Here is a 20,077-nt window from a genome sequence, read left to right as displayed (position 1 = left end):
CCACCTACGAAGGGTGGGTAAACAGGAAGAGGTAAAAATGAAGAAATCCGTAGTTTTTGGTGCGCTCACTGTCGCTGGCCTGGCGGCCGGTGCTGCGGCTGCTGGCACGCTTGACGATGTTAAAGCGCGTGGCAAGCTGAACTGTGGCGTTACCACTGGTCTGGTTGGCTTTGCTGCACCAGATGCAAACGGTGAGTGGAAGGGCTTTGACGTGGGCGTATGCCGTGCGGTTGCTGGCGCTGTTCTGGGCGATCCGACCGCGGTTGAATTCGTGCCAACCACCGGCAAAACCCGTTTCACCGCTCTGGCGTCCGGCGAGATCGACATGCTGGCGCGTAACACCACCTGGACTTTCAGCCGTGACGTAGACCTGAAGTTCACCTTCGTAGGTGTGAACTACTACGACGGTCAGGGCTTCATGGTCCCGAAAGAGCTGGGCGTGTCCTCTGCGAAGGAACTGGACGGCGCAACCGTGTGTATCCAGACCGGCACCACCACCGAGCTGAACCTGGCGGACTTCTTCCGCTCTAACAACATCAGCTACGAGCCGGTTCCAATCGAAACAAACGCTGAAGCACAGCAGCAGTATCTGGCTGGCGCATGTGACGTGTACACCACCGACGCATCCGGCCTCGCGGCGACTCGTGCGACCTTTGAAGATCCATCTGCGCACGTTCTGCTGCCAGAAATCATCTCCAAAGAGCCTCTGGGCCCGCTGGTTCGCCACGGCGACGACAACTGGGGTGACGTGGTACGCTGGTCCCTGAACGCCCTGATCACTGCAGAAGAGCTGGGCGTGACCTCCGCAAACATCGCAGAGATGGCGGCTGGCACCAACAATCCTGAGGTGAACCGCCTGCTGGGCACCGAAGGCACTCTGGGTGAAATGCTCGGTCTGAGCGCTGACTGGGCCAAGAACGCCATTATGGCGGGCGGCAACTACGGTGAGCTGTTTGAAGGCAACATCGGCGAAGCCACTCCGATCGGTCTGGCCCGTGGCCTGAACGCTCAGTGGACTGACGGCGGCCTGATCTACTCCCCGCCCTTCCGCTAAGATCTGACACAAAGAGGGCGCGGGAGGAATTCCGCGCCCTTCTCACATTATGTGACCAACAACAATAATCGGCCACGGCGCATAGCGACGCCAAAAAAACAATCGGCCGAGGAACGGGAAGATCCCATATGACCACTTTGACCGACCCCCCCAAGGAGTCGTTCCGGCTGTCGATGTTGATCAACGACACCCGGTATCGCTCTTTGACCTTTCAGGCGATAGCCGCGGTCTTGCTTGCCCTTGCGATCTGGTATCTAGGTAACAACCTTATTCAGAACTTGCGCGCAGCCGGACTGAACATTTCACTGTCATTTCTGGGTGACCCAGCTGGATATGACATCAACCAGCGCCTGGTTGAATATGACAGCCAATCCACTCATGCCCGCGCTGCGTTGGTTGGTATTCTGAATACTCTGCTCGTGGCGTTCCTCGCATGCATCACCGCTACGGTCTTTGGCGTCATAGCAGGCGTATTGCGTCTGTCTAACAACTGGCTCGTCTCAAAGCTGATGGCGTTCTACGTTGAAATTTTCCGCAACATTCCCGTTCTGATCTGGATCATCATCATTTTCACGATCATGACGGCGGCACTGCCGGGACCACGTGCTTTCCGAGGAGACAACGCCACATCGAGCATGTTGTTTGATCTCTTCGCCTTCACAAACCGCGGTATCTATATCCCGCGCCCTGTGTTTGAGAGCGGTTTCTTTGCCGCGACGTCTCTGAACTGGGTGTTGGTGCTGGCCGTTCTTGCAGGCTCTTGGTTTGCGACACGTCGGGTCAATGCGGCTGCGACCGTGAAGCAAGAGCAAACCGGTCAACGGCCAAACACGCTGTGGACAGTGCTGGCGATATGGTTTGTGCCGTTCGCGGCGCTTATGTTCCTTATGGGGCTGACATTCGACGTTCCTGCGCTGAAAGGGTTCAACTTCGCCGGTGGCATTAAAATTGGTGGGCCGCTGATTGCGCTTTGGTTTGCGTTGTCGATTTACACCGGTGCCTTCATCGCAGAAAACGTGCGTGCAGGTATTCAGGCTGTCTCCAAAGGTCAGACAGAGGCAGCTTCGGCGCTTGGTCTGCGTCCGAACCGTGTGATGAACCTTGTGGTGCTGCCTCAGGCGCTGCGTGTGATTATTCCACCGCTGATTTCTCAGTATCTCAACATCACCAAGAACTCATCGCTGGCGATTGCTGTTGGCTATGCCGATATCACAGCGACGCTTGGGGGGATCACACTGAACCAAACCGGGCGCGCGATTGAATGTGTGCTTTTGCTGATGCTGTTCTATCTCACCGCATCGTTGCTGATTTCCATGGCGATGAATGTGTACAACGCCTCTGTGAAGCTGAAGGAGCGCTGAGTTATGGCTGATACTCAAAACAACTCTGTCGCTTTTGTTGCCACTGAGGTGATACCGGAAAGCCCGCCCCCGGCGCGCGAAACCGGACTGGTCAAATGGATGCGTGAAAACCTGTTTTCAACCATTCCAAATGGCATTCTGACCATTTTGTCTCTCTACGTGATCTATCTGGCGCTGGCAGCCATTTTGCCTTGGATTTTCAACGGTGTCTGGACAACTTCGTCTCTCGCGGAATGTCGCGAAGTGTTGCAGGGCAAAACGGGTGCTTGTTTCTCAGTGCTGACAGAGCGTTGGAACCAGTTGATCTATGGTTTCAAATATCCGGTTGAGGAATACTGGCGTCCAAACCTCGCGTTTGTGCTTCTGCTGGTGGCGATTGCTCCAGTGCTGTTCTTCGATCTGCCGCGTAAGCTTCTGATGTTCACGGCCGTTTATCCCTTCGTTGCCTTTTGGCTAATCTGGGGCGGCACCATCATGGCACCTATCGTGGCATTCCTAGGCGTTGTTGCTGGCGGTGTCGTGTTTCAGAAATTTGGCAAGTCGACTTTTGCCATCGGCTTCTTTGGCGGTATCCTGGCAGCCTTCGTTGTCTGGGGCATTGGTGGGGCGTTGATCCCAGAAGGCGCGTCTGAGAACGCCTTGCTGCCTGCGGTGCCTAGCCGCGATCTGGGTGGCTTTATGCTGAACTTGATGCTGGGCGTCACCTGTGTGTCGTTGTCGATTCCGTTGGGCATTGCTCTGGCTTTGGGTCGTCAGTCCGACATGCCGCTGATCAAAGGCATCTGTGTTGTGTTCATTGAGTTTGTGCGGGGCGTGCCTCTCATCACGTTGCTCTTTGTGGCGTCTGTGATGCTGGCATATTTCTTCCCACCAGACAGCACAGTGGACCTGTTTCTGCGTGTGGTGATCATGATCACCATGTTCTCGGCAGCCTATATTGCTGAGGTGATCCGTGGTGGTCTCGCTGCGTTGCCCAAAGGGCAGTATGAAGCTGCTGACAGCCTTGGCTTGGACTATCCGCAAGCGATGCGCCTGATCATTCTGCCGCAAGCATTGAAAATCTCGATCCCTGGTATCGTGAACGTGGCCGTGGGCCTGTTCAAGGACACCACGCTGGTTTCCGTGATTTCGATGTTTGACTTGGTTGGCATGATCCGCGGACCCGTCCTCGCCTCCACAGAGTGGAACGGCGTTTATTGGGAGCTCTTGGGCTTTGCGGCCTTCCTGTTCTTTGTCGTTTGCTACGGCATCTCACAATACTCACAGTGGTTGGAGCGTCGTCTCGCAACCGGGCACAAATAAGGAGTTCACCTATGTCTGAACTTATGACCGACCGCGCGATCGACCGCTCCAAGATGCATGTGAGCGATCAGGTTGCGATCCAAATCTCCAACATGAACAAGTGGTACGGCAGTTTCCATGTGTTGAGAGATATCAACCTGACCGTCAATGAAGGCGAGCGGATCGTGATTGCGGGGCCTTCGGGTTCCGGTAAATCAACCCTTATCCGCTGTATCAACCGTCTGGAGGAACACCAGTCGGGTGATATTGTTGTAGATGGCACTGAGCTGACCAATGATTTGAAAAACATTGACAAAATCCGCTCGGAAGTGGGGATGTGCTTCCAGCACTTCAACCTGTTCCCGCATCTGACCATTCTGGAGAACTGCACGCTGGCGCCAATCTGGGTTCGCAAGACACCTAAGAAAGAAGCCGAAGACATCGCGATGCACTTCCTTGAAAAGGTGAAGATTCCGGATCAGGCGCTGAAATATCCGGGCCAGTTGTCCGGTGGTCAGCAGCAGCGTGTGGCGATTGCCCGCTCGCTCTGCATGAAGCCGCGCATCATGCTGTTTGATGAACCGACCTCAGCGCTTGACCCTGAGATGATCAAAGAGGTGCTCGACACCATGATCGAGCTCGCGGAAGAAGGCATGACAATGCTGTGTGTGACCCATGAGATGGGCTTTGCCCGTCAGGTGGCGAACCGTGTGATCTTCATGGACCAAGGTCAGATCGTGGAGCAAAACGAGCCGGAAGAGTTCTTCAACAACCCGAAGAGCGAGCGGACTCAGTTGTTCCTGAGCCAGATTTTGGGCCACTGAGTTCTGAGCGATATGAATTCGAAAAGGCGGGGTCATCCCCGCCTTTTTCTTTTGCTAGAGGTCGGTATCCCGCGCCATAAGCTCGCGAGGGATGACGAAGTCGACAATTTGCCCGGCACTGTATTGTGCGTCTTTCCAGTGGTTTAGGTTAAAGTGAAAGATGGTTGTGGCCGCTGTGGGGTAGTCTTGAAACCTTGGGTGATTTGGCGTTTGCGTGGCAAGCTGATCGGCAAAATGCGCGATGCCGGGGTTGTGGCCGATCATGAGTATCGTCGGCTGCTCCGCTTTGCGGAGGTGATGCAGCATTGTGTCAGCGGAGGCGAGGTAAATAGCATCTAGATGACTGACTTTTGCGATGGTGGGCAGTGTCAGCCGATCCAACGTTTCGCGGGTGCGTTCTGAGCTTGAGCAGAGAACCTCATCTGGCAACAAATGCTTTTGGGCCAACCATTTACCAAGGGCATGCGCCGACGCGCGGCCGCGCTTGTTCAGGGGGCGTGCGTGGTCGGGTTGATTGAAGTCATCCCAACTTGATTTGGCGTGGCGCATCAGGATCAAGGTGTGGCGCATGGGTGGAACGCTTTCATATGGAGGGCCGATTGCGCATCTGTGCGACAGGCTCCTGCAGAGACAGGGCAGGCGCGGCGGGCGTGGCAGCCTTGGGACATGCAGCTTTGGCCCTCAGAGGTGTCAAGGTAGCTGTGGCAGGCGGTGACGTTGTAGGCGGCGCCCGCGGAGAGTGCGCCCACGGGGCAGGTGGTGGTGCAGGGGGCCTTGCAAGCTGTGCATGGGGAGGCGAGATCGGCGGTGGGGATGGCGATTTCTGTGTCAAACAGCAGTGCGCCGCGAATGGAAATCATCAAGCCCACCGTGTCATGCACCATCATGCCCACGGGGCTGAGGAAAAATCGATTTGTTTTCAGGGCCCAAGAAATGAAGGGCGGGTAGGGCGGCCCATCTGAGGGATAGGCGGTTGTGGCATCAAATTGATCTGCCAGCGTGCCGACGATGCGCTTGGACCAGCGATCGACGGGGTGGGGATGCCCATCCTGACCTTCCTCTGAGGTCGAGAAGATGGGCCAGAAGTCTGCGCCAGTGCCAACAAGCACCACGGTGGCAGGATCATCGGCAACGCCTGTCTGGCTTTGAATATGCGCGGCGCCCATTGTGATCAGGCCCGCATTCTGTGCGGCTTTTTCAAGGGCGCGGTAGCTCATGGCGCTGTGGCGTGTTGGCGGGGGGTGTTCAGCTTGTGCATGACAATACCACAGGTTCTGCTGCCGTTGCGCGGCGTTGCGCATGGCGTTTGGTCCTGATCAGCATGCACAGGCTGATTGTTTGGCTCAAGCGAAGAAATGGGGCGCGGGTCAGCGCGCCCTTTGGAGGGTTTAGTCCGCTCGGATGATGGAGCCCGCGCCGTGCTCTGTGAAGAGTTCCAGAAGGCAGGCGTTGGGTGCACGACCGTCCAGAATGACCGCAGCACGGACGCCGCGTGCGATGGCATCCAGCGCAGTTTCGGTTTTGGGGATCATCCCGCCAGCGATCACACCTTCGGCGACAAGGTCCCGAATTTGCTGAGCTTTCAGCTCTGTGAGAACTTCGCCTTCTGCGTTTTTCACCCCAGCTACATCGGTCAGCAGGAGGAGGCGATCGGCGGCCAGGGCGCCGGCGATGGCGCCAGCGGCGGTGTCGCCGTTCACGTTAAAGGTTTCGCCATTGCGACCAACGCCCAGAGGGGCAATCACCGGGATGGTGTCATTGGCGAAAAGTTCGTGCAGAATCGTTGGATTCATTTCTGCTGGGGTGCCAACAAAGCCAAGGTTGGCGTTGGTTTGATCGCAGATCATAAGGTTGGCGTCTTTGCCCGATAGACCCACCGCTTTGCCGCCCTGACGGTTGATCGCAGAGACGATGCGTTTGTTCACAACACCGGAGAGCACCATCTCTACCACTTCGACAGTCGCGGCATCCGTCACGCGTTTGCCGTTCACAAATTCCGATTTGATTTCAAGCCGTTCCAGCATCGCATTGATCATCGGGCCGCCGCCGTGCACGATCACGGGATTGATGCCGACCTGACGCATCAGCACCACGTCTCGGGCAAAATCATCCATCGCCTCATCAGAGCCCATGGCGTGACCGCCGAGCTTAATCACAACCGTCGCGCCGGTGTAGCGCTGAAGGTAGGGCAGAGCCTGGGACAGGGTGCGGGCGGTGGCAATCCAATCGCGATTCATATCTTGTGTCTTCATCTTGGCTGACCTCTTTGACAGAGCCTGTTAACGGCTACTGGCAGGGGTGCCAAGACGCAATGGTCGAGTTGGGTTCCGTTTTGCGCAGAAAGTGCAAAATTAACCCGATTTGGAGCGTCGGTATTGCGTCTGTATCGCGTCGGTTTTGCGGAGGTGCCCGTTTCGGAGGGCCGCAAAGGTTAAGCCACCGACAAAGGCGGCCCCACTGCGGGGATCGCTGGGACTGTTGGGGGGCAGACAGCATGCGGGGCGTGCAGCCTGGATGGACCAAGCTGACACTTGTTGGCGATGCACTAGATTGTGTGGGGTGTTCGCGACTCGGTCTGGTTCAGACAGCGACCAGAACCGGGGTGCTGTCGCTGTTGGCGACAGGGGTCAGCTCTTTCACCAGAAGTTCAGAGACAATGCCGCGCAAGCTGGCAAAGGCAGCAGCGGCTTCGGTGCTGTTGATATAGGCCTGATAGCATCCACGATTCGCCCAAACCTGATGAACGTGGAAATAATCGGGATCGTCCGCGCCCTGATAGACCGCATAGCGCAAAGCGCCGGGCATACGTTGCACACGTTTGGCCAGTTCCGAAATGGTTTCGCGAAAGGCGGAGGTGTCATCTGTGGTGACAACAAATGTAAGGAGAACGGTAACGGACATCGGGATCGCTGGATCTCTCTTAGCGGTATTCTGGGCGACGGCGCAACTTTGCGGTGCAAATGTTAATGATTGCCTAAAGGGGGCACGAGACCATGTGTGAGTGCAAAGATTACCGTGATTTCTGAGGCGTTGACGCCACATCTTTGCGGGGCTTGGCGGGCGCATGCAGTTTCTTGAGCGCCCATTTCAGATCTGCCTGAAGCGCAAGTATATCGCGGGCCGCTGTCGCATCTTTGCGCCCGATCAGCACATAGTCCCAACCGGGTTTGCCTGCACCCGGCAACACTGCGCGCGCCACTTCGCGCATTCGGCGCTTGGCACGATTGCGGGCGACTGCATTGCCCACTTTTTTGGAGCAGGTGAAGCCGACGCGGATGATGTCAGGGGAGATGTCTTCAGACTCGCGCCGCTTGCGCGCCTGAATCATCATCGCAGTCGTACCCTGTTTGCGGGCGCGGGATGCGGCCACAAAGTCGCTGCGTTTCTTGAGGATCATCAAAGTATCCGGCGCGCAAACGGAAACCGCCGGAGACGTCTTCTCTTGGTTGGCAAAGCCATCCGAGGAGGTCTCCGGCGGTGTCATTTCCGTCTGAACGGTGTCGGTGAGCTTACGCGCTCAGCGACTTACGACCGCGTGCGCGGCGTGCGTTCAGGATCTTGCGGCCAGCTTTGGTGGCCATGCGCGCACGGAAGCCGTGGCGGCGTTTACGAACCAGGTTCGAAGGTTGGTAGGTGCGTTTCATCGCTCCGTCTCCGTATCTTGTTAATCTGGGCAGTCGGCGAAAGATTCGCGATGCCTGTCTATTCGAAGCCCGGTCTTTAGACGGGCCTGTGTGATAAGTCAAACGCCTGATGGCGGTTTTGCGACAAAAACGCAAGGCTTATGGCCAAAGCGGAGCGAATATTGTTTCAGAACCGCCCAAACGGGCCGATTTCATCACGAAACCGTGGGACTGCGATCAACCCGCTGTGAACCCCCTGTTGTTTAGAAGGTCTCTGTCTCATTTTGAAGGCAAGAAACGGAATTGACCAAAGGCAATGACCACGATGGCAGATGCAATGGAGCGCGGAGGCGAGTCGCCGGGCGCGGCAGTGAAATCAAAATGGGCACGATTGGTGCCGCTGGCGGTGATTCTTGTTGCAGCGATGGGCGGGGCCTATGCGTTGGGAGATTACCTGAGCTTTGAGACGTTGCGCGACAACCGCGAGATGCTGATAGCCTATCGGGATCAGCATTATTGGGCCGCCGTGGCGGTTTTCATGACCTTCTATGTGATTATCGCAGGTTTTTCACTGCCCGGGGCAACGATTGCCACGCTGACCGGCGGCTTTCTGTTTGGCACCTTTCCGGGGGTGCTTTTTAACGTGGGTGCGGCCACGATGGGGGCGACGGTGGTGTTTCTGGCGGCCAAGTTTGGTCTTGGGGAGCGGCTCGCGGCCAAGATGGACAGCTCTGAGGGCCGGATCAAAGCGCTGAAAGACGGGATTGATGAAAACCAGTGGACCATGCTGTTTCTGATCCGTCTGGTGCCGGTGGTGCCGTTTTTTGTGGCCAATCTGATCCCGGCTTTGGTGGGTGTGCGGTTGTGGCGCTACGTCGTGTCCACTTTCATTGGCATCATTCCGGGTGGTTTGGTTTACACCTCGGTCGGCGCCGGGCTTGGTGAGGTCTTTGCTCGCGGTGAGACGCCGAATTTGGGCATCATTTTTGAGCCGCATGTGCTCTTGCCGATGCTGGGTCTGGCGGCGCTGTCGCTGCTGCCCGCGGTGATCAAGAAAATTCGGGGCCGGGAGACAGTATAATGCAAGAGATAACGACCGATGTGCTGGTCATTGGCGCCGGCTCCGGTGGGCTGTCTGTGGCTGCAGGAGCGGTGCAGATGGGCGCGGATGTCACCCTGCTTGAGGGCCATGAAATGGGTGGGGACTGCCTGAATTTCGGCTGTGTGCCCAGTAAGGCGCTGATCGCCAGCGGTAAGGCCGCACACGGGCAGGCGCACAGCAGCATTTATGGTGTGGCCGATCAGGCGCCGCAGGTGGATTACGCCGCCGCCAAGGCGCATGTAAAAGACGTGATTGCACAGATCGCGCCGATGGACAGCCAAGAGCGCTTTGAGGGCTTTGGGGTGCGGGTGATCCGCGCCTATGGCCGGTTTGTCAGCCCCAAGGTGGTAGAGGCTGGCGATCACCGCATCACCGCGCGTCGGGTGGTGATTGCCACGGGCTCCAGCCCGCTGGTGCCGCCGATTCCCGGTCTTGAGGATGTGCCTTATCTGACCAATGAAACCTTGTTTGATCTGACCGAGACACCAGAGCATCTGCTGATCATTGGCGGTGGTCCCATTGGCATGGAAATGGCGCAGGCGCATCAGCGGCTGGGCATTCAGGTCACGGTGATAGAGGGCGCCAAGGCGCTTGGCCGGGATGACCCGGAAATGGCGGCGATCGTGCTGGACAATCTGCGTGCAGAAGGTGTGGAGATTGCCGAAGACGCGCTGGCCAAGCAGATCAGCGGGCAGGCGGGGGCCATCACTGTGGAGACGCAAGATGGGCGCAGCTTTACCGGCTCGCATTTGCTGGTCGCGGTGGGGCGAAAGGCCAATGTCGACAGGCTGAACCTTGCGGCGGCAGGGATTGAGACCACGAAGACCGGCATCAAGGTGGATGCGAGCCTGAAAACCACCAACCGCAAGGTCTATGCGATTGGCGACGTGGCGGGCGGTGCGCAATTCACCCATGTGGCCGGCTATCATGCCGGGGTGATCATTCGCTCGGCTTTGTTTGGCCTGCCTGCGAAGGCGCGCACGGATCACATTCCGTATGCCACTTATACAGAGCCCGAGCTGGCGCAGATCGGCCCCACCGAGGCGGAGGCGCGTGCGCTCTATGGGGACAAGCTGACGGTGGCACGTTTTGAGATTGACCATAACGACCGCCTGATCGCGGAGCGCAAAGCCAAAGGGCTGATCAAGGCGATGGTCGTGAAGGGCCGGCCGGTCGGCGTTTCAATTGCTGGTCCGCAGGCGGGCGAATTGATCAACCTGTGGGCGCTGGTGATTGCCAACAAACTGAAGATGAGCGCGGTAGCAGGCATGGTTTCCCCCTATCCGACCGTCGGAGAAATCAATAAGCGTGTTGCAGGGGCCTATTTCTCCCCACAACTGTTTGATAATCCTAAGGTCAAACGGGTGGTCGGTTTCGTGCAACGCTGGCTGCCATAGACAAAGGCGGGCGCGCAGAATGCTCAATTCGCTCTCAGGTCGGTTCCTGATCCTCACGGTCATTTTTGTGATGTTGGCCGAGGTGCTGATCTTTGTGCCCTCGGTTGCGCGCTATCGGGAGGACTATCTGTTGTTGCGGCTGGAGCGGGCGCAGATTGCCTCGCTCGCGCTTCTCGCCGATGACATGATCGACATGGATCTGGAAGACGAGCTGCTGAAAAACGCGGGCGTCTATAACGTGGTGCTGCGGCGCGATGAAATGCGGCAGTTGATCCTGAACTCCCCGATCCCTGAACCGATCAGCGACACGTATGACATGCGCGGGGCCACGGCGGGTGTGTTGATCAAAGATGCGATGATTCAGCTGCTGGACCGCAGCGACCGGGTGATCCGGGTGATTGGCGCGCCTGTGCAGGATGCGGGGCTGCTGATCGAGGTCACAATGGATACGCAGGATCTGCGAGCCGCGATGATCGACTATGGGCTGCGGGTTTTGGCGCTGTCTGCGGTGATTTCTGTGGTCACAGCGTTTCTGCTGTTCCTTGCGGTGCGCGCCATTCTGGTACGTCCGATTGAGGGCGTTGTGCGTTATATGCAAACCTACGCTGCGGCGCCTGAAGACGCACGCAGCGTGATCACACCCAAATCAAGTGTGGCCGAGTTGCGGGAGGCGGAAGAGGCGCTGTTGACCCTGCAGACCGAGCTGACATCGGCCTTGCGGCAAAAAGAGCGCTTGGCGCAGCTCGGCGGTGCGGTGGCAAAGGTCAGCCATGATCTGCGCAATATCCTGACCTCTGCGCAGCTGTTCACGGATCGTATCGAGAGCAGCGAGGATCCGCTTGTGGCGCGGCTCGCCCCGAAGCTGGTGAATTCGATCACTCGCGCCGTGCATCTGTGTGAAAGCACATTGGCGTTTGGCAAGGCCGAAGAGCCCGCGCCGACCCTGTCGCGGTTTGATCCGGCGGAGCTGGTGTCAGATGTGGTGGCCAGCGAGCGGCTGGCGATTGGAGAATACGACCTGAGCTTTGCCGAAGACATGCCCTCCGGATTGATGGTGCGCGCAGATGCAGAGCAGCTGTACCGCGTGATTTCCAACCTTGTGCGCAATGCCCGCCAAGCCATTGTGGCCAGTGGTCAGCCGGGCGAGATTGCGATTTCTGCCAGCGAGGCCGATGACAGCTGGGTGATTTGTGTGCGGGACACAGGCCCCGGTTTGCCCGCCAAAGCCCAGGAGCATCTGTTCACCCCGTTTCAGGGAGGGATTCGCAAAGGCGGCACCGGCTTGGGGCTTGCGATTTCGGCGGAGCTGATCCGAGGTCATGGCGGGGCGCTGGTGCTGGCGGAGACTGGATCTGCTGGAACCACCTTTAAAATAACGCTGCCAAAGGGTGAGTTGGGGCTTATCTGACTTTTCTGTCTTTTTGCGCTTGCGCTTCTGCGCTGTAGCGCCTAAATCCCCCTCACCGCGCTCTGGTAGCTCAGCTGGATAGAGTACTTGACTACGAATCAAGGGGTCGGGGGTTCGAATCCTCCCCAGAGCGCCATTTACCATTTGTTGTGAGGCGACACATAGTTCTGCCATTTGCGACAGAACCTTTCCATTCTCATTGCTCGATGTTGAACCTCACACGACTTTGACCTTTGCGTCATAGACTGACGCAACATCCTCATTTCATGCTCCCGCAGGCTGTTTCGATTGATCTGACTTCCCTTTCTGAAAATCAGGGCTGATTTGCAGGTTCAGTCGGCGAAGCCGCCTGCTCCTGCTGATCTGCCACGTGGCGAACGCGGATGGGGGCGAGGCAATGCTATTCGACAAAAGTGGTGCGGCCCGCAGCGCAGAGCGCGAGGACACGGTTTTGTCTAATAGGGTTGCCCGATGGAGTGGACGCCCCCTCCGGCCTCATCTTGTGTCAAACTGGGGTCGTCGATTGGACAAATGGAGGAATTGGATATGGCGGCCCCGGACATTATCGGCTTAGACATCGCGAAAAATACGTTTCATCTGCATCGCGCCAGCGGTGACGGCACTGTCCAGTTTAGCAAGGCGCTCGGCAGAAATCGCCTGCTGGAATTCCTGTCTGACTTGGAACCCTGTATCGTCGCGATGGAAGCCTGTGGCAGGGCGCACCACTGGGGAAGGGAGATCAGCAAACTCGGCCATGATGTTCGGCTTATCGCACCGCAATATGTGAAACCGTATGTCAAACGTCTGAAGAATGATGCAGTTGATGCCGAGGCGATTTCGGAAGCCGCTTCGCGACCGACGATGAGATTCGTTGCCGTGAAATCAGCTGATCTGCAGGGGCAAGCGATGACACTCAAAGTGCGAGATTTGTTGATGGCGCAGAAAGTTCAAACCATCAACGCGCTTCGCAGCCACCTTGCGGAATTCGGTATCGTGGTTCCCAAAGGCATTCAGAACCTTGGCAGGTTAGAACAAGAGGTTGAGGCACATAGAAAATCCTTGCCAGAGGCAGTTGTAGATCTTTGTGCGACACTATTGGAGCAAATCGCTACGCTCGCAGACCGGATCGCCGACCTTACAACACAAGTGCAAATAATCTCGCGGGAGAACGAAACCGCGCAACGGCTTCGAACGATGCCCGGGATCGGGCCGATCACAGCCGTTGCGTTGGCCACGCTTGCTCCGCCAACCAGCACGTTCCGGCGGGGGCGTGACTTCGCAGCCTGGGTCGGACTGACACCAAAACAGTATTCCACTGGCGGGAAGACACGGCTTGGTCGAACCTCAAAAATGGGGCAGCGAGATATCAGACGTTTCTTGGTGATCGGCGCTATGGCCGTCATCGCATCTGCACGAAGTCGCGGCGGACCTCCAGAAGGATCCTGGTTGTCTCGCATGCTGGCGTGGAAACCAAGAATGCTTGTGGCAATCGCGTTGGCCAACAAGATGGCCAGAGCCGCCTGGGCCATCATAAAACACGGCGGAACATATAGAATACCAGCGCCAGCTTGAGAGCTGGGGCGTTGGTAGGGTTGCAGCGGTTCTGACGGAGGTCATGGCAAAACGTCGAAAAGGACGGGATCGGGAAAACCAGTTTCCCCCTCAGCGGAAATGCACCGCGTTTGTCCGATTTGGACCCGATCTTCGAACGAACCATGAGGGCCCGCAGCAACTTGGCTGCACAAAGAGGCCGAATACACGTAGGAACTCGACTGTGGAGCTTTGGGCTAACAAAAGAAATCGCTTGCATCCCCGGGGGCGTGCATACACGAGGGGGAAGGCAGCGCTTACCCCCTGACGGCCAGGGGCGTTTGGCTCGTCCAAATCCCGCTGGCCCAACAAACAAGAGCGGCGGGGCGATAAGCTCCGCCACAAGCGACGTCGCACTTCAGAAATCACTATTTGTGCCGACGATGATGAGCACTGCGGAATAACACGAACGGCCCAGAGCCGCCGTCCGGCAGGACCTATGAATTCTGCGGTAGCAGCCCGATTAGCGGCCATTCGCTGCGGCAGCGAAATCTCGAGGTCCGCGAAAGAGGAAGGTCGCGGACTTTTCCGCCACTCTTTTTCCGTGCTTCGCGGACTCAGTACCCACTCGCATAGGCGGAACTCTTTCGCTACGATGCCGCCCAGGCCGTCAAACCGGTTGTTCACAAGCTACGTTTTCCATGATCAGAGACCACTCTTTCGCCGATATCCAGTCAGACAAGCGAGACACGGACAATGACGACCTTGAGCTCACTGTCGACATCAGGATACAAACTGATTTGTGTTTCGAATTTCTCCGAGAAGTCACGATCAATGATAAATTTCGTCGATGATTGGAACCTTCTCAGGATCCAGGCAAATTGGATCCAAGGCACCCAAACCAAGGTCAGCGGCTAGGTCACTCAACAACAAGTCGGGCAATTTCGCACAGATTTGTTCGAATGCGCTTCTGGCTTGACAAAGGTCAGTGTGCCAAATCTCGATAGCATCGTTGGACCAAGTGATCAAACGCTCACCGATACCACCCGTCGCCATACCAGCTGTGAAACTACCAGTTTTGTAGTGCGCAAGAGTTATCTTGGATGCAGTTTAGATCTTCGAAACTACTCCATCAGCTCTCACTGTAATATAGCGTCCGTCTTCGGAGAATACTGGCGCCGACAGGATGCCGCTTTCGGCGCCGGTTTGGTAAAGAATGCCAAGCTCTTCACCATTTTCCAAGTCCCAAAGCCTAATGGTTCCGTCTGAGGACCAAGTGAGGAAGCGTTCGCCATTTGGGGCAAACACCACACCCTTGACGGATTGCCTATGCCCCTGAAATGCGTGCACCAAACTTCCATCGCTAGCATCCCAAAGCTGCAAGTCACCACCGAGTGACCAGGTTAGCGCTCGCGTGCTATCAGGTGTGATGCGTCCGCCAAGGACGCGCTTAGCGTGACCTAGAAACACCGCCTGTTCTTGCCCGGTTTCCGCGTTATAGATCTTTGCCGTATTCTTTAAACGATCGTCAAGATTGCTCCACCACACCAATAGGATTGATCCATCATCGCTGAAGTGCCCGCCGCGAACACGCCCTGGTATAATTTCGACCACGTCCGCAGTGTTGGCGTTGTAAAGAACGCCATCGCTAGAACGGTGCGTCATTAGAATTCGCGTGCCTTGCGGATTGAAGATTCCGTCGCGGACATAGCCGCTAAAACTCTTCAAAATTGAGCCATCTAGGCTGCTGTAGATTCGTGCTCCATGGTCTCTAGAAGCAAGGGCCAATATTTCGGGACGTTTAGGATTGAATTCAAATTTACTGAGGCGAAATTCAGCGTTACCTAAACTTGCGACCTGCTTACGAGTCGAGCTATTCCAGAGTAAGGCGTTTGAAGAGGCATATTCTTTTACCAAAATCCGAGAGCCGTCTGGGCTGAAGCGAGCTTCTTCAACTCGCGAACGGACAGTCTTGAAACGCTCAATTTCTTCGCCTGTTACGAGATCTATTAGAACTGTATAGTCCCCAATAGCAACCAATGCCTGGTCTTTTGCGGGATTCAACGTTGCTGATCTGACAAAGCCATCGGCCAATACTGACGACTGCGGTGTCTGAGCTTTAGTATCCCATATGCGCACAGAACCGTTGTCCGACCATGTTAATAGTCGTTCGTGGTATTCCGAAACGGCAAAGCCTAAGAGTGCTGAACCTTCACTGGGGTTGCGAAACACAGCTCGATGAAAGCCAGAAGCCGCATCCCAAAGATGCAATTGATTGTCCGACGTCTGCACCCACAGGTCATCGCCGCCAGTTCCAAAATCAGCACGGACAATATTCCCTTGATGGGCCTTTGTCTCGGCGACAACATCTCCAGTTGCGGTCGACCTGACGCGCACAATCCGATCAGATTCCCAAGTTAGAAAGCGACGCCCGTCGTCGCTGACTACACGCGATTCAACATCGGCTACCCACGAACTGCCAGTCAATGGGCGACGCAAGGCCGGTATGCTTGCACCTCTCTTCCTCTCCTTTGCATCAAACAGATGAATCTTTCCCGCTCGCCAGGCAATCAGACGGTTTGCCTCGGGAACAAAAACGGCATCCTCTACAGGATTTCGTAAAGAAGGTTCCCGTTGCCCGGTCATGGCATCGTAGATCACGGGAGATGATCCGTCTAATTGCGTAGCGAGGAAGCGCGTTCCATCTGGTGAGCTATAGATGAACTCAACCCCATCACTCTCAAGTAATTCTTCGATCATGTTACCGTTAAGCCCATCCCAAAGAATGACGCTGCTTTCTGATACGGTTACAGCTCTTGTGCCTGTAGGTGTAAACCTCACTCCCACTACACTGTCCTGATGTGCGGCTACCAATTGGTGGCGTTTGAGTTCTCGAACCAGTGACTGCGTTTTGGTCGCCCAGAGGCGTGCAAATTGCTCACCAGTAGTCGTCAGCACCCGCGATCCGTCGTGGTTAATGCGCAGTCCAAACACTGGCATCGTATGGGTTAGAACCGCGACTTGCTTTCCCGTGACAGCATCCCAAACTCCTACCGAATGATTATCTTCCAGAACTGTCGCGAAATAAGCGTTGTCATGGCTGAATTGAACGCGTTCTCCCTGCCCCTCAATTTCAGCGACAGGGACACCGGTCAAACCATCGACCAGACTTCCAATACCTCCCCCCGAGAAGCTCAGGATGCGGCTGTCCTCACCGACGAAATAGACCTTGGCAACCGAACCAACCAACGAATGCACATCAATTTGTTCTCTTTGCAAAGGAGCAATCTCGGAAAACAACTTCTGTGTAGCTGCCAATTGCGGTCGAGGGTCTTCGGCATTCCTGGGCCAAGCAGCCAAAGCCAATTTCGCTGCAATCGTGGGTCGCTGTTCATCTACTGCATTTGACGCCAGCGCCGTCAACGCAGCACTTTCATTGTTAAGTGCAATGAGCTGCTTCCGCTCGGCCTCGCGTCGCTGCTCATTAGCCTCAACGCGTTGGATGTTTGCGTAATACGCTGCAACCGCGAGCGACACTGCAAGAATAGAAAGGGACATCAGCGCAACCGTCGCAATTCGGAAGCGCCAGCTTATCTGTTTCGTAATGTTGAAGGATTTGTCAATTTCTGAGACCACCAGCTCAGAGGGCTGGTCAGATGTTCTAAAAGTTTTCTCTGCAACGAAAATATTTTCGCGCGTTATGTACTTCATTAACCCTTTGTCACCAAAATCTTCCAGAGATCCATTCACCGCAATTGGAATGATCTGCTTCTTGCGTTGGGAGAACGATTTGACTTCAAACGCCACCGCATCGGACTTGAATGCGTCAGGGGTCAATACCACAAGCAACTTGGCGGTTCTTCGAAGGGCGCTAATTGCCCCGAGGCGCCAATTCCCGCCGCGCTCAAAGTCTTCTGAATCCAAAAAGACAACGTAACCTAACTTAGTTAGTCTATCTCGAAGCTTAACAGCGTAGTCGCGCCCATCACTCCATGCTTAAGAGATGAAAAAGTCGTACCCAAAGACGAAATCATATGTGAGTTGAAGTGGCTTGGTCATCCTTACATACGCTCATCCTGAATTGTCCCAGTACTGCTGCCATCAACCAACGGGTGCCTCTCCGGAGGCATTGATAAACTAGAATTCATGATACTATTTGATTTGGTTTAGTACGTCACTTAACCGTTCTTCCAAGCCTTCATCGACCAGTGATGTTGGCATCGGCACACGAAACACCTGCCTTTGCGCCGTCGTCACCAATAGCATAGCGTCATTGTCCACAAACTCGGCCGCTCTGGCCATAGAAATTGGCCAAACCCCAACCCCCGTGCAGGTTACGCGATCATGCATTCGGATCGCGTTCGGTTCCGCAACAACCGCGAAGCGACCGCTTTGCGAGACCGCGACGGTCTCAACACTTGGACCGGCTTCGTAGCCTTTGCACTCCCAGGATCGCCTCGAAACGTCTTCAGCGACTGGCTGGATGAACGTCATAGCGTCCTGAGGGAGGTCTGGTGCGAGCGTAATTCCATTCGGGTTTATCCGAAGCCACCGGTCCCTTATGAACACACCGCCCGGCAAGTTCCTTCGATAGCTGAAGACGTCAAGCCCCTCTGAAGCGATGGTAATGCCCAGTCGTTCTAAGCTTGACAGGTCCCGATGCGCTGTATGGGGTTCATCAACGTCCAAGAAGGCTTGAGCAAACGGCGCATACCCGCGGCCGAGCAAGACAGTGGAAAGCGTTTTTCCTTCTTTCCAGTCATAGAGATAGGCGCAGTACATGTCGTCCGCATGATACCGCTCACTGGTGAACCGCAAGACCCAGGTTTTACGATCTACAAACGCAGTAGTCGCTTCTTCTGCTGAGAACCGTCCGCACAGATGTTCACCATTTGCGGCCACCATTTCAAACGATCGTAAGTCCGAGCATGCGCCGGTTTCGTCCACGTCGACGGCAAACAAGGTTCCGTCGTCAGAAATCAATCCTAGCCGACGACCGTCCGGCGTGAAGCGTATCGAAACGAAACTGTGTCCGTCGTGGGATACGTCGCAAAGGGTTATTTTTTCTTTGAAATCGAAAACCGTGACACCGGGTGCCGTTTGCGCCGCGAACCAAGCCCCGTTTGGATGCAGGTCAAGCGAGTGGTCGGGCTTACCCGTGTGCCCCGTCTCGTAGCTCGCAAATGTGTGGCCGACGCTTTGTCCTGTCTCGAAGTCGAAAACGTGAACCGCGTTTACCGTCGCGACCGCGAAAATATTCAGATCGTCATAGGATACGATCTCAGTTATCTGCGCTAGGGGCTCGCTTGTTTCAAAAGGCAAAGTCTCTTCAGATCCAAAACGCCACAAAAGTAACTCCCGACCGAACCCACCATAAAGGGCGGCCCGGTGACTGGCGATGATCTCGACTGCGAAGGACGTATTCTTTGGCAACCGCACCTCGTAAATCAGTGCGCCAGTGGCAACGGACCAAAGCCGCCCCCAATGCGGCATCGTCCTGGGATTGCCCTCAGTGAAGTCGCCCTCAACCGTTGCTACCACCTGCGCAGTCGGGTCGAAGTCTGCATCCTTGATGTGAAACGCCATTTGCTCCGAGGACCCAATCGCAAGCCCGTTGAACACGGAGACGGCAGCCGAGACCGAAAGGGGATGGGACGCCTGGATCCACCGGCTTGGGTCAGGAAGTGCATTCTTCGCAAGGGCCAACGCCTCTGGCATCGATCGTTGCTCGGTCAAGCTAATCGCTGCGACGGCGGAAACTTCGGAACGACTGGTCAGCGTGGCAACCAATTGTTGATAGGCCGCATTCGCAAACCAAGTTGTTGCAAGCAGCAAGCCCAAAAGCACGACTGCTGCTGTCGAGACGATCCTGAGCCGCCGACGGGCGACGCGCGCGCCTGTATAAGAGGCCTTGAGTTGCGAGATCACGTTGTGATCTGCGACGCGGACGCCGTTTTTGGTGTATCCGCTGTTGTCCTGCAGCCTGAGCACGGGATCGATTTAAGACCCATCATCCTGGCGTGTCCGTGTGCTTTCGATCCAGCCGCTGAGCTTGTCGCTTTTTGGAAGGTGCAGTGCCTCTTCCACTGCGCCATCCACGTCCACGATAAACGGCGGCTTTTTAGCGGCGACAAACTGTTCATTCTCTATTTTGACCCACGTCGAACCTGTGAGGGCATCGGGTGTCGCGACGATCACCAGGTGCCGTGAATTCCTCACGCGAATTTTAGAGAGGAGTCCTAAATCATTTCCTACAGGATAATCGCGCGAGTCGAAGTGAACCGAAAAACCTTCGCTTAAAGCCGCATCCAGCGACTCTGCGTATCCCGCGCCGTCATTGCGACTGTAGGCAATGAAAAAATCGTGGCCGAACAAGGCGTTTGCGATCCTCTCGAGAAAACCGAAACAATACCGAAATATGTCCGACAAGACCCTAAACATCCCTTAGATCCAGCTTTTCATAAACCTGCATGGGCAATAGAATCAAAGTCCAATTG

At 55.9% G+C, this 20,077-nt stretch carries 17 protein-coding genes, 1 tRNA gene and 1 pseudogene; 9 read left to right on the top strand and 10 right to left on the bottom strand.

The window, feature by feature from the left end:
• Positions 1 to 37 precede the first annotated feature (37 nt).
• The 4 genes from PJL69_RS06820 to PJL69_RS06805 all read left to right on the top strand — a co-directional run bounded on the left by PJL69_RS06820 (position 38) and on the right by PJL69_RS06805 (position 4,520).
• Positions 38 to 1,054, top strand: coding sequence for an amino acid ABC transporter substrate-binding protein (locus PJL69_RS06820; protein ID WP_271309011.1), 1,017 nt, complete (start codon positions 38 to 40; stop codon positions 1,052 to 1,054).
• Between the two features lie 128 nt (positions 1,055 to 1,182).
• Positions 1,183 to 2,415, top strand: coding sequence for an amino acid ABC transporter permease (locus PJL69_RS06815; protein WP_271309010.1), 1,233 nt, complete (start codon positions 1,183 to 1,185; stop codon positions 2,413 to 2,415).
• A 3-nt stretch (positions 2,416 to 2,418) separates the two neighbouring features.
• Positions 2,419 to 3,717, top strand: a complete 1,299-nt coding sequence (locus tag PJL69_RS06810) for an amino acid ABC transporter permease (protein ID WP_271309009.1) — start codon at positions 2,419 to 2,421, stop codon at positions 3,715 to 3,717.
• 11 nt (positions 3,718 to 3,728) lie between these two features.
• Positions 3,729 to 4,520, top strand: coding sequence for an amino acid ABC transporter ATP-binding protein (locus PJL69_RS06805; protein ID WP_271309008.1), 792 nt, complete (start codon positions 3,729 to 3,731; stop codon positions 4,518 to 4,520).
• Positions 4,521 to 4,574: 54 nt separating this feature from the next.
• Here PJL69_RS06805 and PJL69_RS06800 read toward each other — a convergent pair whose 3' ends face one another.
• The 6 genes from PJL69_RS06800 to rpmH all read right to left on the bottom strand — a co-directional run bounded on the left by PJL69_RS06800 (position 4,575) and on the right by rpmH (position 8,164).
• The gene (locus PJL69_RS06800) at positions 4,575 to 5,090 is read right to left on the bottom strand and encodes a SixA phosphatase family protein (RefSeq protein ID WP_271309007.1); all 516 of its coding nucleotides are present in this window, start codon (positions 5,088 to 5,090) and stop codon (positions 4,575 to 4,577) included.
• A complete protein-coding gene (locus tag PJL69_RS06795) occupies positions 5,075 to 5,821 on the bottom strand; it encodes a ferredoxin (RefSeq protein WP_271309006.1) in 747 nt (248 codons plus the stop codon). Before PJL69_RS06795 ends, PJL69_RS06800 begins: the two co-directional genes overlap by 16 nt.
• 87 nt (positions 5,822 to 5,908) lie before the next feature.
• Positions 5,909 to 6,772 (bottom strand): acetylglutamate kinase, encoded by an 864-nt coding sequence (gene argB / locus PJL69_RS06790; RefSeq protein ID WP_271309005.1) that lies wholly within the window; start codon positions 6,770 to 6,772, stop codon positions 5,909 to 5,911.
• Positions 6,773 to 7,100: 328 nt separating this feature from the next.
• Complete coding sequence (locus PJL69_RS06785) at positions 7,101 to 7,421, bottom strand: putative quinol monooxygenase (protein WP_271309004.1); 321 nt, start codon at positions 7,419 to 7,421, stop codon at positions 7,101 to 7,103.
• 109 nt (positions 7,422 to 7,530) lie between these two features.
• Complete coding sequence (gene rnpA, locus PJL69_RS06780; protein ID WP_271309003.1) at positions 7,531 to 8,004, bottom strand: ribonuclease P protein component; 474 nt, start codon at positions 8,002 to 8,004, stop codon at positions 7,531 to 7,533.
• Positions 8,005 to 8,029: 25 nt separating this feature from the next.
• Positions 8,030 to 8,164 carry a 50S ribosomal protein L34 gene (rpmH, locus tag PJL69_RS06775; protein ID WP_005980833.1) on the bottom strand — a complete coding sequence of 45 codons (135 nt, stop codon included), beginning with the start codon at positions 8,162 to 8,164 and terminating at the stop codon, positions 8,030 to 8,032.
• 304 nt (positions 8,165 to 8,468) lie between these two features.
• Between rpmH and PJL69_RS06770 the strand changes: the two genes are divergently transcribed.
• The 5 genes from PJL69_RS06770 (at position 8,469) to PJL69_RS06750 (ending at position 13,622) form a co-directional block, all read left to right on the top strand.
• Positions 8,469 to 9,224 (top strand): TVP38/TMEM64 family protein, encoded by a 756-nt coding sequence (locus PJL69_RS06770; RefSeq protein WP_441347469.1) that lies wholly within the window; start codon positions 8,469 to 8,471, stop codon positions 9,222 to 9,224.
• Positions 9,224 to 10,642: a dihydrolipoyl dehydrogenase family protein gene (locus PJL69_RS06765; RefSeq protein ID WP_271309002.1), complete on the top strand. Its 1,419-nt coding sequence runs from the start codon at positions 9,224 to 9,226 to the stop codon at positions 10,640 to 10,642. The genes PJL69_RS06770 and PJL69_RS06765 overlap by 1 nt, the downstream gene beginning before the upstream one ends.
• 19 nt (positions 10,643 to 10,661) lie before the next feature.
• Entirely contained in the window at positions 10,662 to 12,050 is a 1,389-nt protein-coding gene (locus tag PJL69_RS06760) for a sensor histidine kinase (protein WP_209101729.1), read from the top strand.
• Positions 12,051 to 12,109: 59 nt separating this feature from the next.
• A tRNA-Arg gene (locus tag PJL69_RS06755) sits at positions 12,110 to 12,186 on the top strand.
• A 410-nt stretch (positions 12,187 to 12,596) separates the two neighbouring features.
• Positions 12,597 to 13,622 (top strand): IS110 family transposase, encoded by a 1,026-nt coding sequence (locus PJL69_RS06750; protein ID WP_271309001.1) that lies wholly within the window; start codon positions 12,597 to 12,599, stop codon positions 13,620 to 13,622.
• A 1,068-nt stretch (positions 13,623 to 14,690) separates the two neighbouring features.
• Here PJL69_RS06750 and PJL69_RS06745 read toward each other — a convergent pair.
• The 4 genes and pseudogenes from PJL69_RS06745 to PJL69_RS06730 form a co-directional block, all read right to left on the bottom strand.
• On the bottom strand, positions 14,691 to 15,245 hold the full coding sequence (locus tag PJL69_RS06745; protein ID WP_271309398.1) for a WD40 repeat domain-containing protein: 555 nt from the start codon (positions 15,243 to 15,245) through the stop codon (positions 14,691 to 14,693).
• 2,082 nt (positions 15,246 to 17,327) lie between these two features.
• A pseudogene (locus PJL69_RS06740) lies at positions 17,328 to 17,564 on the bottom strand (toll/interleukin-1 receptor domain-containing protein); the annotation flags it as partial.
• Positions 17,565 to 17,732: 168 nt separating this feature from the next.
• Positions 17,733 to 19,571, bottom strand: coding sequence for a WD40 repeat domain-containing protein (locus tag PJL69_RS06735; protein ID WP_271309000.1), 1,839 nt, complete (start codon positions 19,569 to 19,571; stop codon positions 17,733 to 17,735).
• Between the two features lie 9 nt (positions 19,572 to 19,580).
• Positions 19,581 to 19,955 carry a toll/interleukin-1 receptor domain-containing protein gene (locus PJL69_RS06730; RefSeq protein WP_271308999.1) on the bottom strand — a complete coding sequence of 125 codons (375 nt, stop codon included), beginning with the start codon at positions 19,953 to 19,955 and terminating at the stop codon, positions 19,581 to 19,583.
• Positions 19,956 to 20,077: the final 122 nt, after the last annotated feature.

The sequence above is a fragment of the Shimia sp. MMG029 genome (genome assembly GCF_027947445.1).
Classification (GTDB): domain Bacteria; phylum Pseudomonadota; class Alphaproteobacteria; order Rhodobacterales; family Rhodobacteraceae; genus Shimia.
The sequence above is the reverse complement of the archived record's forward strand: the minus strand, read 5'-3'. Positions and strand labels throughout refer to the sequence as shown.